This window comes from Prosthecobacter sp. (genome assembly GCF_044226605.1).
GTDB lineage: Bacteria > Verrucomicrobiota > Verrucomicrobiia > Verrucomicrobiales > Verrucomicrobiaceae > Prosthecobacter.
Genome location: NZ_JBGAGS010000022.1, coordinates 84,846 through 99,621 on the forward strand (window position 1 = coordinate 84,846; position 14,776 = coordinate 99,621).

9 protein-coding genes (1 of these 9 running past the window's edge) are annotated in these 14,776 nt (G+C 60.3%); 3 read left to right on the plus strand and 6 right to left on the minus strand.

Annotated features, from left to right (window positions below):
• Positions 1-5,035: the end of an autotransporter-associated beta strand repeat-containing protein gene (locus tag ACILSO_RS25690; RefSeq protein WP_395740338.1), read on the plus strand. The gene continues 22,196 nt to the left of window position 1, outside the view; only the last 5,035 of its 27,231 coding nucleotides appear in the window; its start codon lies beyond the left edge, outside the window; the stop codon is at positions 5,033-5,035.
• On the opposite strand, the gene ACILSO_RS25695 is transcribed toward ACILSO_RS25690, so the two are convergent.
• Complete coding sequence (locus ACILSO_RS25695) at positions 5,032-5,514, minus strand: hypothetical protein (RefSeq protein WP_395740339.1); 483 nt, start codon at positions 5,512-5,514, stop codon at positions 5,032-5,034. The two genes, ACILSO_RS25690 and ACILSO_RS25695, sit on opposite strands and share 4 nt — an antisense overlap.
• Before the next feature lie 126 nt (positions 5,515-5,640).
• On the opposite strand from ACILSO_RS25695, the gene ACILSO_RS25700 reads away from it, so the two are divergent.
• A complete protein-coding gene (locus ACILSO_RS25700; protein WP_395740340.1) occupies positions 5,641-6,894 on the plus strand; it encodes an NAD(P)/FAD-dependent oxidoreductase in 1,254 nt (417 codons plus the stop codon).
• A 32-nt stretch (positions 6,895-6,926) separates the two neighbouring features.
• Here the strand turns inward: ACILSO_RS25700 and ACILSO_RS25705 are convergent, their stop codons facing one another.
• From ACILSO_RS25705 to ACILSO_RS25715, 3 genes are all read right to left on the minus strand, one after another.
• Positions 6,927-8,351, minus strand: a complete 1,425-nt coding sequence (locus ACILSO_RS25705) for a FecR domain-containing protein (RefSeq protein WP_395740341.1) — start codon at positions 8,349-8,351, stop codon at positions 6,927-6,929.
• Positions 8,348-8,881, minus strand: a complete 534-nt coding sequence (locus ACILSO_RS25710; RefSeq protein WP_395740342.1) for a sigma-70 family RNA polymerase sigma factor — start codon at positions 8,879-8,881, stop codon at positions 8,348-8,350. Before ACILSO_RS25710 ends, ACILSO_RS25705 begins: the two co-directional genes overlap by 4 nt.
• A gap of 105 nt (positions 8,882-8,986) precedes the next feature.
• Positions 8,987-9,922: a TlpA family protein disulfide reductase gene (locus ACILSO_RS25715; RefSeq protein ID WP_395740343.1), complete on the minus strand. Its 936-nt coding sequence runs from the start codon at positions 9,920-9,922 to the stop codon at positions 8,987-8,989.
• Between the two features lie 113 nt (positions 9,923-10,035).
• Between ACILSO_RS25715 and ACILSO_RS25720 the strand changes: the two genes are divergently transcribed.
• Positions 10,036-11,469 (plus strand): DUF1080 domain-containing protein, encoded by a 1,434-nt coding sequence (locus ACILSO_RS25720; protein ID WP_395740344.1) that lies wholly within the window; start codon positions 10,036-10,038, stop codon positions 11,467-11,469.
• A gap of 210 nt (positions 11,470-11,679) precedes the next feature.
• Here the strand turns inward: ACILSO_RS25720 and ACILSO_RS25725 are convergent, their stop codons facing one another.
• Together ACILSO_RS25725 and ACILSO_RS25730 are read right to left on the minus strand one after the other, a co-directional pair.
• A complete protein-coding gene (locus tag ACILSO_RS25725; protein ID WP_395740345.1) occupies positions 11,680-13,629 on the minus strand; it encodes a DNA topoisomerase IV subunit B in 1,950 nt (649 codons plus the stop codon).
• Between the two features lie 207 nt (positions 13,630-13,836).
• Positions 13,837-14,724, minus strand: a complete 888-nt coding sequence (locus tag ACILSO_RS25730) for a sugar phosphate isomerase/epimerase family protein (protein WP_395740346.1) — start codon at positions 14,722-14,724, stop codon at positions 13,837-13,839.
• Between the last annotated feature and the right edge of the window lie 52 nt (positions 14,725-14,776).

A 14,776-nucleotide genomic window follows, 5' to 3' on the forward strand; every position in this document is an offset into this window, starting at 1 on the left:
CGCCGCTCTCAATGCACTCACCCTCAACACCGGCGGCATCCTCGACACCTATTCAGGCACCAGCACGATCTACGCGGGCTCCATCATCACCACGGGCAACGTGCAGTATGAAATTCACGTGACTGGCAGTGCCGTTCTCAATCTCAACGCCTTCCTGCTGAACAACACCGGTGGACTGGTCAAAGCGGACGGCGGCACCCTGAATCTGAACAACGTGGAATATTATGTCGGACAGACGACGCTGAATGGCGGCACTTTGAAACTCAACAGCGGCGTTGCCAACACCCTGCTCGTGACAGCCACGGCAACTGTCGCAACGCTCCAGAATCTCTTCGTCAATGCCGGCACGCTCGATCTCAACGGCAAAGATCAGGCCGTGGCCAATTTGAGCAACAACAACACGATTGGCGGCAGCGGCGGCTCGATCATCAGCGCGACTTCGGCCAATCTCTTCACCACTTCCAACGGCACGACCTTTGGCGGTGTCATTGGCGGTGGCAGCAGCAACAATGCCATCAATCTCTACAAGGCGGGCACTGGATCGCTCACACTCACCAGTGCCAACACCTACACCGGCACAACGAATGTCCAGGGCGGCTCGCTGGTGCTGCAGGACAGCGGCACTCTGGCCAGCACCAACGTAACAGTCAGCGGCGCAACCTTCTCTCTGGCGAACAGCGGCCTTTCTGCCAGCAATACACGCATTGCCAGCACGGCGTCGTTTGTCCTGAACTCCGGCACGCTCAACCTCACCGGTGCTAATCAGTCCTCCTCCGCTGTCACCCTCGGCACGGGCACTGGCGTGGCGCTCAATCAGGGCTTGAACTCCATCTCCGTCACGGCACCGGCGGCCGCCACCAACAACGTTGCCACACTGACCATCGATAACCTGACACGTGCCGCCACGGGCAACGGCGCCGCTGTGGTATTTAGTGGCACGACTCTCGGTCAGTCGCTGCCGGGCAGTGCGCAGATTTTCGTGAACAATCTTGGCGGAAGTCCGCTCCCCGGCGGCCTGCTCGGTGCCTGGGCCACGGCAGGCGGGACGGCCACCACTGGCAACGACTGGGCTACAAACGTCACAGCGCAGACGCTGACGAACAACGTCTCCACCACTTTCAACAGCACGACGGTCACGCTCACCTCTGGGAACACCGCCAACATGATCGTCGGCCAGCAGATCAGCGGCACGGCGATTCCTGCCGGCTCCTACATCACGGGCATCACCAGCGCCACGGTGTTCACTATTTCGCAAAATGCTTCGGCGACCACCTCCACTGGCAGTGCGACCCTTGCTGCGGCGGGAATCGCTCCGCTAAATGCAGCGGCTTACACCGTCGTCAGCGGCACCGGAGCGCAAGGCGCCACCACCGCCGGCGGCAACTACCAGTTCACCGGCCTCACCGCTGCGATCAATCTGGCAGCGGGAGGCAACACGATGAACTCGTTGCAATTAAATGGCGCGGCTGCGGGCAATCAGATCCTCGACCTCGGAGCGACCACGGTGGCTGGCACTGGACTTTCCACCTCCGGCATTCTCACCGTCACCTCCGGCGGCATCATGCGCACCAGCATCGGCACGACCGGCACGACGACGCTGCAAAACGGCACGCTCACCGCCGGTGCAAACAATGGCACCGCAGCGGAACTGGACATCTATGTCAACAACAGCGCCGCCACCACGCTTGGCGCAGGAACGAATGGTCTCTCAATCACGGACAACGGCACGTACAGCGCAGGCGTCACCGGCAATCTCGTCACACTGGTCAAATTGGGCGCCGGCGGCCTGACGATTACCAGCACCAGCAACAACGCTTTTTCCGGTGGCACGGTGGTGAATGCCGGCACGCTGACCCTCAGCAATGCCAGCGCCACAGGCACCGGTATCGTGGCGATTCCCGCCGGTGCTGGCACCAATGGCGCCTCCACTGCCACGGGTTACAGCCTGGTGATCAACAACGGCGCAACGGTGACAGAAACCGCGGCCAATCAGATCGCGCAGAGCGCCAGCGTACTGGTCAATGGCGGCGGGCTCCTGACCATGAGTGGCACCAACACCCTCTTCAGCGTGGCCTTCAATGACAACGGCGGAACCGGGGTGACGCCGACTGTAGCCACGGGCACGCTGCTCAATCTGAGCGCGGCCAATGCAGTCACCGTGACCAATGACAATCTGGCCAACACGCCCACCATCAGCGGAACCGCTTTGACGCTGACGAATGCCAACCCCGTCATCACCGTGAGCGGTCTCTCGCCTGAAGGCTTGATCATCTCCGCTCCGCTGAACACCACAGGCGGTGGCACGATCAAGAAAAGCGGTGCAGGATCGCTCATCTTGAGCGGTTCAGTGGCAAACACACTGACCGGCGGGCTCAACATCAGCCAGGGCACAGTGATCTTCGACAACACTGCGGCTACCAATCCCTACGGCACGGCCAGCATCACCATCGGAAGCGGCACCACCATCCAGGCCGGGACTGCCGCGCGCATCATCAGCAACGCCACCACAGTGTCAGGAGATTTCACCTTCGGCGGCACCTTGGCCGTGAACAGCCTGACACTCAGCGGCGCGATGAGCCTGGGAGCTGGCGCTCACACCATTACCGTCACCAGCCCGCTGGTGGCAGACACCATCAGCGGTCAGATCAGCGGTGGAACCAATCTGGTCAAAGCGGGGGCGGGCACCTTGATCCTCAGCAGCGCCACGGCCAACACCTACGGCGGATCCACCACGGTGAGCGGCGGTGTGCTGCAGCTCGGCGTTGCGGCGGCGATTCCTGACACCTCGGCACTCATCGTGGCCGCAGGCGCGGTGTTTGATCTCAACAACAAGGCTGAAACTCTCGGCTCCCTGGCCGGGGACAGCGCGACTACGGGCGGCATGATAACCAACGGACTCTCCACCGCCTCTGCCACGCTGACCATCGGTGCGGACAATACGAGCACGACCTTTGCCGGCATCCTCACTGACACCAAGGGGGGCGTGGCAAGCACTGGAAACCTGCTGCTTGCCAAAACTGGCACGGGCGTGCAGACGCTTGCCGGGGCGAGCACCTACGCTGGAGCCACCACCATCGGCGGCACGGCAGGTGGTCTGCAGATTCAGAACACGTCAAGCAGCAGCACCTTCGCGACTCTGGGGAATACTGCGATCACCGTTGGTTCCGGTGTGTCGCTCCTGCCGACCGTGGCCAGCGGCGCTCCGACGACGGTAGTCAATGTTGGCAGCACGGCCGTAACCACGGAAGGGGCCAGCGTGATCCTGGGTGCGGGGGCCAAGCTCGACATGCGTGACAATACAACTGGCACCTTCAACATCATCGAAGGCGCCACCTTTGCGCTGAACGGCCTAACGACAGCCGCAACGGCGAACCTCTACTTTGACATCGGCAACGTGTCGGCTGTCTCGGGCGTTTATGGCATGGCGGACAAGATCACGGTGACGAAAAATGCGAGCATCACCTCAGGTGCCACGATCAATCTGAACGCCGTCGCTGGAGCCACCGGCATCGCCACGGGCATCATCCCGCTGATCACCTCGGGTGGTGGATTCACGGGCACGAGCACCAACAATTTTACGCTCGCCAATCCCACTCTGACCCTTTCCGGCGGCTGGGGCAGCAAGACTTACACCCTGACTCTCGCAGGCGCGCAGAATACTGCCACACAGACCGCGCTGCTTGTCTCGGTGGCCACCCCGACCACCGCTTATTGGAGCGGCGCGGTGGACGGCGTTTGGAGCACAAACAACGCCGGTGGCGTGACCAACTGGCGCACCGATGCCACCAGCAACGTGGATACGCAGGCCGTGCCCGGCACCACCACCAATGTGTTCTTTGACACGACTTCTCCCGCGGCGGCTTTCCTCGCCACCAACAACCTCACCAGCGCGATCTCCATCGCCAGCCTCACCTTCACCAGCGTTGCCACCGGAGCCGTGGCCATCGGCAACAACGGCAGCAGCGCCAACACGCTGACTGTCGGTGCGGGAGGTATCACTCATGCCAGCGGGGCTGGGACAAGCAGCATCAACACAAGCGTCATCCTCGGCGCCTCGCAAACCTGGACGAACAACAGCAGCAGCGCCCTCGCGGCCAATGGTTCGACCATCACCGGATCAAGCATGAACCTGACGGTGGCAGGCACCGGTGCCACCACTATCGGCGCAGCGATCCAGACGGGCGGTGGCACAGTGACGAAGCAGGATGCTGGCACGCTCACCTTCACAGGGATCAACACCTACACCGGAGCCACGACAGTGACGGGTGGCAATCTGCAGGTTGGGTCCGGCGGGGTGGGTTCATCCGCCTCCTCCGCTGTGTTTGTTTCTGGCACGGGCGATTCCGCTGCTCAGCTGTCGGCACCAACTCTGTCCGGGTCCGGGCGCGTGGGTGCGGTGATGCTTGGCAGCCTGTCCACAGTCGGCGTTCTGCGGCCGGGGGATGCGGGCGGCTTCACCCCGGGAATGCTGACTCTCAACGGTTCACTCACCGTCAATTCGGGCTCGCAGATTCAACTCGGCATCACCTCCAGCAGCAACAATGTGTATGCCATCGACGCCGGTTATGACACTTCCGTGACTGCGGCTGCCTATCTGGGCATTCATGCGGCTGCCGCGGGCGGTTCTCCTGACGCGATCTATGCTCAGTGGAACACGGCCAGCGGCACTTACAGTTCCCTCAGTCTCGCGGGCCAGACACTCAGCCTGGGCGCAAGCGTTGGCGGCACCCCAACAGTGCTGGTGCAGACCGCCGGCACTGCCACCCTGGGCATGGGCGATATCTTCAAGCTGCTGGACTGGTCTTCGGTTTCTTCGGGCACCGCTGGAAGCATTGGCACCCCAGCGGGCAGCTCGGCCTTCAGCACGGCGGGCGATCTCGTGCTGCCCACACTTGGATCCGGCCTGCTTTGGGACACCTCCGCGTTTGCCAGCTACGGCGTGGTGGTGATCGTTCCAGAGCCGGACCGAATGGTGCTCATGCTTTTCGGACTGGCTGCTCTGCTTCTGCGGCGCCGCAAGGGAAAGCGCATTTAAACCCGCGCGAGGCTTTCGATTTGGGAGGCTGGAAAGGTGTGGCCATTGAGCGTGAGGCGAAGCTGCTTGGCAGAGCTTCCATGGGGTTCCTCGACCAGCCTTAGAATTCCTTCGCGTTCACGGGGTTCGCCTCTGAGCTGCAGGCGCACCCGTTTCCCCGAGGGAATGCCCCAGCGTTTCTCAAAAGCGCGTCTGGCCTCTTCAGAGTCCTGCTTCCAGCGGGTGAAGCCGTCTGTCTCGGAATTCACGGGCAGCTCGGCGCTGCGGCGGGCGGATTCCGCGGCAGCTTTCTCCGCCGCCATGGCGGCCTTCCACACAGCATAGCCATCCGTCGCAGCTTCAGGAGCCGCCTGGAAAAGATCCAGGCCGGCGGTGACGTCGGTTTCCGGGGGCGCGCCTGCGCCCGCCAGTGCCGCACCCGCCACCGCCCAGGAGCGGGTGCTGAAGAGCGGGAGAGGGGATGACGCGTCATCGGTCATAGGGGGAGGGGCGGTTGATCCATTCCGGGCCACTCAAGCGGGGCCCATTAAAAAATCCACAGTCGCGCAATGAATGGCGGACTTTTTCTTGCGATGGACGTAGAAGACCAGCATTCATTCTCATACATGAGCAACACTTGGGATGTCATAATCATTGGCGGCGGCCCTGCGGGGTCCACGGCGGCAACGACCCTGCGGAAAAAGGGGAGTTCGGTTCTTGTGCTGGAAAAAGCCAGGTTCCCCCGGTTTCACATTGGTGAATCCCTCCTGCCCTACAACCGCGCCATCTTTGATGAACTGGGCATGTGGCCTCGGATTCAAGCGGCTGGCTTCATGGTGAAGCGAGGTGCGCAGTTTTGGATGGGAAACGGTTCCATGCATACGCGGTTGGATTTTTCCAAGGGCTCCTTCACCGAGTTTCCGGAATCGATCCAGGTGGAGCGTGCAAAGTTTGATAACATCCTTCTGCGCTATGCCGAAGAGCTAGGAGCCGAGGTGCGGGAAGAGGCGGTCGTGAATGAATACAGCATCGAGCGGGACCATGTGACGGTGAAGTATCGCGACAAAGACGGTGCTGAGCACGAAGTGCGGGCGGCTTTTCTCATGGACGCCAGCGGGCTGGGCAATTTCACCGCCAACCGCGAAAATCTGCGGGAGTATTATCCCGGCCACAAAAAGCTCGCGATCTTTGGCCACTACAGCGGTGTGCAGATGCCTGAAGGCAATGAAAAGGGCGACATCCTGGTCGTCCGCCGGGAGAATTCTTGGTTCTGGATGATTCCTTTGGAAGATGACAAGACCAGCGTCGGCCTGGTGCTGGATCAGGCTGATTTCAAGGCGCTCAAAATGGAGCCGCAGCAGGTCTTCGATGACGCCGTCCTCAGCACGAGGACGGTGGGGGAGCGCATGATCAATGCCAAGGTCATCAGCCAGGGACATGTGCTCACCGATTTCTCCTACACCAATCGCAAACTCGTTTCCAGGCGGCTTGTGCGTGTGGGTGATGCCTCAGGCTTTATTGATCCCGTTTTCTCGAGTGGTGTGATGCTGGCCATGACTAGCGGCATGAACGGTGCCAAGGTCGTCCATGCGGCTGTTGCAGCCGGCAGGTCCATGACCTTCGCCATGAAACGCTATGAATGGACCACGCGCAGGCATGTGGGCAGGTTCTGGCAGTTCATCGAAAAATTCTACACCAAGCACTTCGCCCAGCTTTTCTTCCAGCCCACGAACAAGCACCGCATCCTCTGCGCCATCAATTGTGCCCTGGCGGGACGTACCCAGATGACCTTCGGCACCTGGTGGCGGCTGCGCCTTTTCTTCACCTTCGTCTGGCTCCAGAAACGCTACCGAATCGCGAAGCCAATCCGCATCCAGTGATGGCGTCAGCTGGTACGAGCCGGAGGCTTGCACTAGGGGCGCAGCTTCACGCGGAGCATGGGGGCTGAGCGCGTGCCGTTTTCTTTGGTGGCAAAGGCATGCACCAGGCCGCTGTCCTGCGTCTCGCTGGTTTCTCGGCAGATGACGAGTGTGGCGATCTGATTGGTGTCCGCTTTCAGGAAATCGGCCAGATCTTTGCCACGAAGCTTCCGAGTGCCGCGGTTGATGCCCTGCGCAATCTCAAACTTGCCAAGGAGTTTCACCTTGCCGACGGCAGGCAGATGGCGGTCCGCCTGTGCAGGGTCGTGCGCGGGAGCATGCTGCCAGCTCAGGCCGCCTTCCTCCCAGGCATCTTCGGATTCGTCCAGCACACCATACACAGCGAAGGTGCTGTCCGGGACAAAGCTCGCGAAGCCAAGTTCGCTCGGCTCGATGGTGAGCACGAGTTCTGCATCTTCGATCTCGCGCCCGCTGAACTTGCTCAGGTCGAAGGCAATGTAACCCTTCCGGTTGAGATCCGGCTTGCTGTCCCGGCTGTGCTTCACGCGGAAGAAGGGATGTGCGCCAAAGCCCTGAGGCGTTTTTTCTGAGGACTGGATGTAGCTGTCCTTGCCACGGCCAAAGGCGGTGGTGATGGCCTGCCAGCCATCTCCGGCGTCCATCACCACGGCAGGCTGCCGGAGGCTGGGTTCGGAGTCATCTCCATCGGTGGCTGGATGCATCTGGCTGTGAGACCATCCACGATCCACACGCTGGCCTTTCTCGAGTTTCGTGGTGGCGGAGCCGGTTTTGTCATCCACTTCCACCAATCCTTCCAGTACTTGCACCAGGTATTTGCCATCTTCACCGGCGCTGAGGCCAAATTTGGTGCCCCAGTCGATGACTTTCGCATCCTTGGTGTCGATGCTGAATCCTTTTGCCTGCGGGGGCACTTCCGCCACGAGCGTTCCGCGGCGCAGCTTGCAGTTCATGCCGTCCAGCACTTCCACGGTGGCAGGAGCCTCCAGCACGAGTTCGGCGCCGCTGTCAAAGCGCAGGACCGCCAGACCTTCGATCAAATCAAGCATGCCTGGTTTCAGGCGCGCGCCTTCCACCGTGGGCAGGCTGCTGCCCGCCCACTGGCACTGCTGCGCGCGGACCAGCGTGGCCACGGTGCCGTCGCGAGTGTTTTGCAGCCAGACAAACCCAAAGGTCATGCATGCCGCCGCAGCCGCAGTGATGGCATGCCGCCACCAGGCAGGTTTGCTGGAAGGTTTGATCTCGGCCACCGGCTGGGTGTGCCACGAGTCGTCAAAGCTCAGTTCGGCACGCTGGTACAGGGCTTTTGCAAAAAACTCTCGTGCTTCCGGGCTGCCTCGCAGCTCAGCCTCGAGTGCTGCGGTCTCCTCCGAGCTGAGTTTTTCATCCCCATATCGCTCGGACAGTTCTAGGAGCCGGAATTGATCTGCAGGCTTCATGGCTGTCCTCCTTCCATCTGGAGTTCTTTTTCCACACAAGTCATGAGGCTCATGCGGATGCGGCTCAGAGCCCGGTACACCGCACCGACGGTGCTGCGGATGCGCTCCGCCACGCCCTCAATTTCCATGTCCTCGTAATAGCGCAATGTCACAAGCTGCTTGTGCGCGGCGGGGAGTTTTGCCACGCAGGTGCGCAGGGCGTCGCCGCGGCGGTCTCGGCTGTCGCTGAGCTTGGAAACTTCATCGTGCAGCAGTTCCAGCATTTCATCGCTCAGAGGGGTGGCCTCGCGCTTCTTCTGGCGGCGGTGGGTCAGAACCTGATGAAAGGCGGTTTTTCGCGCCCACGCCAGAAAATTTGTGCCGCTCTCAAATTGGTCAAAGCAGCGCCACAGGATCATTTTGGTCTGCTGCAGGATGTCATCCGCATCATGCGGAGCGGGCACCATGCTGTGAACATACACTCCGAGCGCACGGTCGTGGCTGGTGAGCAGTTCGAGGAATTCCTGGGTTCTGTCAGGGGAAGATGACATCGAGATAACCCAATGAGGCCGTTGGTCGGCGGTTTTGGACAGAAAATTCGCGGCAGGTCAGGGAAGGGGAGTTTGCCGCCGCGAATCATCTCGCAGCGGGCCCCGTCAGGGAGCTTCGACAGTCGGGTCCACCTTCTTCAAAGCTGTCCACAGGGCGGGGTCTTCAGGGTGTCCATTGAAAAGCACTTTGCCATCGGGGCTTAGCAGGACCATGCGCGGGATGCTTTCGAGATCGAAAGCCTTCGTATAGGGTCTTTCGGCAGGTTCCACCAGCCAGGGGATGGAGGTGTTGAGCTCCACACGGATGCGCTCGGCCTTGGCCTCCGCAGTGGCGTCCGGCGTGGCGTCGTCCTTGTTTACCGCAGCCACCACGATGCCGTGGGCGGACAGCAGCCTGGCCTTCTCTTGCAGCTTGGGCATCAGCTTCATGCAAGGGCCGCACCAGGAGGCCCAGAAGTCGAGAAGAAGTGCCTTCTTGCCACCCAGCTGGTCGCTCAGGGTGGTGGCTTCACCCGCCGAGTTGGTCAGAGGAATTTTCAAGTCTGCGGTGAGGGCGGCCATCTTGGATTCGCGGCGGACTTGCTCGATGGCCTGGATGAAGACCGACGCCTGCTGCGGATTGAGCCAGATGGCTTCAAGGATGTTGCTTTTGAATCCGTCGTCATCCTTGGCGCTGGCCGCTTTCATCGCCTTGATGTAGGAGATGAAAGACTTGGCGGTATCCACATTGGGCAAGGCGGCGGCGAGTGCGGGGTCGAAGCTCGCGGCAAGGATTTCCACTTCAGGAAGAATCTTCACCAGGAAAGGAATGTTCTGATGGCGCAGCCCCCAGATAAGCTTGGCCTCGATGATCTGCTGGCGCGGTACGCCGGCCTTGTTGGCCTCCTTGGCCAGCGCGAGGAGTTCATCCTGGGTCGACTCTTGAGTGAAAAGCTTTTGCACCAAGGCCTTGCCTTCCGCGGCTCCCTGGTCAGCAGCGGCCTGGGCATGGAGGGACAACTGGCTCAGGCAGAGAAACAAAGCGCAGAGGGAAAATTTCATAATGGGCAAAGCGTCCCGACTTTTGTGACCAATGTCGAGCGGAAAGTGACCTTCGGCGGGTCGAATGAAAGATGCCTGCGATCTCTGGCGACTCCTGTCCTTCGCTCAACCTCATGAAATCAACACTCTCCCTGACCTTATTCCTCGCTGCGGCCGCGTTCGTCGGCGCTGCTGACAACACTCCGCCGGCGGGCTTCACCGCTCTGTTTAATGGCAAGGACCTTTCTGGCTGGTACGGCTGGGGCACTCAGGATCCCACCGACCTGTGGAAGATGACTCCGGAAGAGCAGGCCGCTTATAAAAAGAAATCCATCGACGGCGGACTCGTGGATGCAAAAGGCAATGACAAGGGAGACCACGTCAATGCGCACTGGAAGGTGGAGAACGGCGAACTCGTGAATGACGGCAAGGGCTTGTACCTCACGACGGACAAGGACTACGGCGACTTTGAACTCATGGTTGAGTACAAAATGCTTCCACTCGGCGACAGCGGCATCTACCTCCGCGGCATTCCCCAGGTGCAGATTTGGGACTACACCGAGGAAGCGAAGTTCAAGCTTGGTGCCGACAAGGGCTCCGGCGCTCTCTGGAACAATAAAAATGAAGAGGGCAAGTTCCCGACGAAGCGCATGGACAAGCCGTTTGGCGAATGGAACACCTTCCTCATCCGCATGGTGGGAGAGCGTGTCACCGTGACCTTCAATGGTGAAGTCGTCGTGAAAAACGCCGTGCTGGAAAACTTCTTTGCCAATCGCAAGGCTGGTTACCTCGCCTACGGCAAAAAAGATGCGAAGGCCGGCGACAAGCCTGCGGAAAAAGCGCCGAACGGCTATTTCCCGGATCCCGCCTTCCCAAAAGGTCCCATCCAGCTCCAGACTCACGGCAGCGAAATCCGCTGGAAAAACGTTTATATCCGCGAGATCCCCGCTGAAGAGGCCAACAAGGAACTGGCCGGCAACAGTGAAGGTTTCAAGGAATACGTCAACGGCAAGGACCTCAGCGACTGGCAGGGCGCAGTGGCCAGCTACGAAGTCGTGGACGGCGCCATCACCTGCAAGCCCGGCAAGGGCGGCGACCTCCTCATCAAGGATGAGTTTGAAAACGGTACCATCCGCGTGGAGTTCAAGCTGCCTCCTGCCGGCAACAACGGCATCGCCCTTCGCACCCCCCTCGGTGGTCACTCCGCCTCTGACGGCCTTGAACTTCAGGTCATCGACAGCGACGGCTACAATGCCAAGCAGGCCGCCGCCGGCAAAAAGGGCCTGGAGCCTTATCAGTACCACGGTTCCCTCTACCACTGCGTGGGCGCTAAGCACGGCTACCTCCGCCCCGTGGGCGAATGGAACTTCCAGGAAATCCAGGTCGATGGCCAGAAGATCAAAGTCATCCTCAACGGCACCAAGATCCTCGACGTGGACATCGACCAGCTCGACCGCAGCCAGATCGCTCATCCGCCCAAAGGCCTCGACCACACCAAGGGCTTCATCGGCTTCGCCGGACACAGTGATCCGGTGGTGTTCCGCAGCTTCAAGGTGAAGGCGAAATAAGCGGTCGCACCGCGTTTTTCTGAACCCGTCAGGCCAAGAGGTCTGACGGGTTTTTTGTATCCGCGATCCGGCATGAGCGGCTCAGCCAACGCTTGCCCTGCGAAAGCCTGCCGTTTACCATGCAGACATTGGACTGCCTACTGGGGGGAATCACTTACCCCTCTCAGGAATAGCCTGGGAATCTGAGGTTGAATGGCTTCGCCCAGCACCTCAAGCCGCCTCCGCAAGCACCTTCGCCTCCACTGTATCCTTGAACTCCAGTTCTTCTTCGATGCGCAGGTTCTCCACGATGTAGCTCTGGCGCTCGGGTGTGTTTTTGCCCATGAAGAATGAAAGCATCTCTTTCACGGTGCGGTGTTCGGAGGGAAGGGCGTTGCCATCGGCGTCGGTTTCGTGGTCGCGGATTTTCACGGGCTCCAGGCGCATGTGCGGGCCGATGAAGTGTTTGAACTCATCCGGACTGATTTCACCCAGGCCCTTGAAGCGGGTGATCTCGGCGGTCTTGCCGCAGCGGTGAATCGCGCGCTGGCGCTCTTCGTCGCTGTAGCAGTAGTAGGTTTCCTTCTTGTTGCGCACGCGGAAGAGGGGAGTCTGCAGAATGTAGAGATGACCTTTGCGCACCAGTTCGGGGAAGAACTGCAGGAAGTAGGTGATCATCAGCAGGCGGATGTGCATGCCATCCACGTCGGCATCGGTGGCCAGCACGACACGGTTGAAGCGGAGTTCTTCGAGGTCTTCCTCAATCTGCAGGGCATTGGCAAGCAGGTAGAACTCTTCGTTTTCATAAACCACCTTGCGCGTCAGGCCAAAGCAGTTCAGCGGCTTGCCGCGCAGGCTGAAGACCGCCTGCGTCTCCACATCGCGGCTCTTGGTGATGCTGCCGGAGGCGCTGTCACCTTCGGTGATGAAGAGCGTGCTTTCGTCGCGGCGCTTGTCCTTGGTGTCAAAGTGCACACGGCAATCGCGCAGCTTCTTGTTGTTGACCTTGGCCTTGCGGGCGTTTTCGCGGGCGGCCTTCTGGATGCCGCTGATCTCTTTGCGTTCCTTTTCGTTGGCGTTGATCTTGTCCTGCAGGGACTTGGCGATGTCTGCGTGCTTGTGCAGGAAGTTGTCCAGCTGCGCGGTGATGACGCTGGTGATGTGGCCACGCAAATTGCGACCATTGGGCTCCATGTGAGTGGAGCCGAGCTTGGTCTTGGTCTGAGACTCGAACACGGGCTCCTGCACCTTGACACTTACGGCGGCGATGAGGCTGCCGCGGACGTCGGCGGGGTCGAACTGCTTTTTGTAAAACTCACGGCACTCCTGCACGATGGCCTCGCGGAATGCGGCGAGATGCGTTCCGCCCTGCGTGGTGTGCTGGCCGTTGACGAAACTGTAATACTCTTCGCCGTAGCCGCTGCCGTGGGTGAAGGCCACTTCGACATCCTTGCCTTCGAGGTGAATGATGGGGTACTGCGGTTCCTCGGTAAGCTTGGTGCGAATGAGGTCCATCAGGCCGTCCTTAGACTTAAACTTCTCCTCCCCGGCCGGTGTGCGCAGCAGGAGGGTGAGACCCGGATTGAGCCACGCATAGAAGCGCAGCATTTCACGGACGAAATCGAGGCGGAAATGCGTGTCTTCCGCGAAGCTCTCCGCATCCGCTCGGAAGGTGATCCGGGTGCCGTTCGGTTCTTCGCAGGGCTTCGGCTTGCCCATGTCGTAGACGACGATGCCCTGGCTGAACTCGATGGAGCGTGTCTGTTTCTCGCGCACGGCCTGGATCTCAAAGAATTCCGAAAGGGCGTTCACCGCCTTGATGCCGACTCCGTTGAGGCCGACGGAACGCTTGAAAACTTCGCTGTCATACTTCGCACCGGTATTGATCTGCGCGGCGCATTCCAGCAGTTTGCCCAGCGGAATGCCGCGGCCGTAGTCCCGCACGGTGACGGTCTGATCTTCGGCGATGGTGATCTCAATGGAATTGCCAAAGCCCATGACGTGTTCGTCGATGCAGTTGTCCAGCACCTCCTTGAGCAGGACGTAGATGCCATCCTCGGGCAGGGAGCCGTCTCCCAGTTTGCCAATGTACATCCCCGGACGCAGACGAATGTGCTCGCGCCAGTCGAGGGATTTGATGGAGTCTTCGGTATAGTTGTGGGCTGGGGCTGGGGTGGCCATGGAGGAGGGGCGAAATCAGGATGTCGAACGAGTCTGGTAGACTCTTGAGATGCCAGAAAGCGAGGGGGGTGTCAAGAGGGGTGTACTGGTCATACGAGCAGCGAAACGAGGAAAAAATACGGCATGTCAAGGAATCAAGAGGCGCGCATCACGCCTGTTGATCCTCGGTCCAACTCGATTCCGCCACGAAGGGGATAGGCCAGTGGCTCAATCCTTGACGTTCTTTCGTGCTTCCGTGACCAGGTTCATGAAAAGCTCCCGCTGCTCAGCCAGGGCGGCCACACGGTCGCCGGGGGGCAGCTTGTGGGCTTCCAGGCACACCGCTCCCTCGTAATCTGCCTCTACGAGCAGCCTGGCCAGCTTGTCGAGCGGGTAGGTACTTTGATTGACACCCCGGATGTGCACGGTGTGTCCCAGGCGGTCTTTGACCATGGCGAAGTTCGCCTCGAGTCCGGCACCATTGAGGTCGGTGTCGTTGGAGTTCCAGCAGACGCGCACATTGTCGCGGTCCGCGGCATCCATGATGGTCTTGATGTTTGGCAGTTCGGAGGTGTACTTGCCGTGCACCTCCAGGCGGATTTCCTGGCCAAAACCGACCGCATAGTCGCCCAGTTCAGCCAGGGCCTTGCCGATCTGCGCCAGCGTTTTCTCCGCAGGCACGTCTTTGGGCAGGGCATTAGGCTTCACTTTGACGCCGCTGGCTCCCAAGTCGTGGCTGAGCTTGATGTACTGCCTGGCGCCTTCGATGTTTTTCTTCACCTCGTCCTCCTTGGGGGAGTGAAATTCAAAGTTGGTGCCCATGCCGAGGAGATCGACGGGCGAGTCCTCAAACTGTTTCCGGACTGCGGCGCGCTGCTCAGCCGTGAGCGCCGGGCTCACCTTGTGAGCGTGGTCGATGCGCAGCTCCACCGCAAGCACTTTGGCGGTTTCGCAGTTTTTGATCAGCGTTGGCAGGTCCCAGTCCGATCCCCACATGTAAGTGACGAGGCCAAACTGGATGTTTTCCCCCTTGTAGGTGAGCTTGGGGTCTGCGGCAAAGGCTGCGGCAGCGCTGGTGCCGAGAACGGTGTGGAGAAAGTGGCGGCGGGAAGGCATGGTGGCTGGTGTAAACGCCGGCCACTCAGGACTCATTGCACCAGCCTGTCAA

What these genes read in the sequence shown, in the direction of transcription:
- ACILSO_RS25695 (WP_395740339.1), bottom strand. Translation starts at nt 5,514, where the DNA reads ATGACCGATGACGCGTCATCCCCTCTCCCGCTCTTCAGCACCCGCTCC.
- ACILSO_RS25700 (WP_395740340.1), top strand. Translation starts at nt 5,641, where the DNA reads ATGAGCAACACTTGGGATGTCATAATCATTGGCGGCGGCCCTGCGGGG.
- ACILSO_RS25705 (WP_395740341.1), bottom strand. Translation starts at nt 8,351, where the DNA reads ATGAAGCCTGCAGATCAATTCCGGCTCCTAGAACTGTCCGAGCGATAT.
- ACILSO_RS25710 (WP_395740342.1), bottom strand. Translation starts at nt 8,881, where the DNA reads ATGTCATCTTCCCCTGACAGAACCCAGGAATTCCTCGAACTGCTCACC.
- ACILSO_RS25715 (WP_395740343.1), bottom strand. Translation starts at nt 9,922, where the DNA reads ATGAAATTTTCCCTCTGCGCTTTGTTTCTCTGCCTGAGCCAGTTGTCC.
- ACILSO_RS25720 (WP_395740344.1), top strand. Translation starts at nt 10,036, where the DNA reads ATGAAATCAACACTCTCCCTGACCTTATTCCTCGCTGCGGCCGCGTTC.
- ACILSO_RS25725 (WP_395740345.1), bottom strand. Translation starts at nt 13,629, where the DNA reads ATGGCCACCCCAGCCCCAGCCCACAACTATACCGAAGACTCCATCAAA.
- ACILSO_RS25730 (WP_395740346.1), bottom strand. Translation starts at nt 14,724, where the DNA reads ATGCCTTCCCGCCGCCACTTTCTCCACACCGTTCTCGGCACCAGCGCT.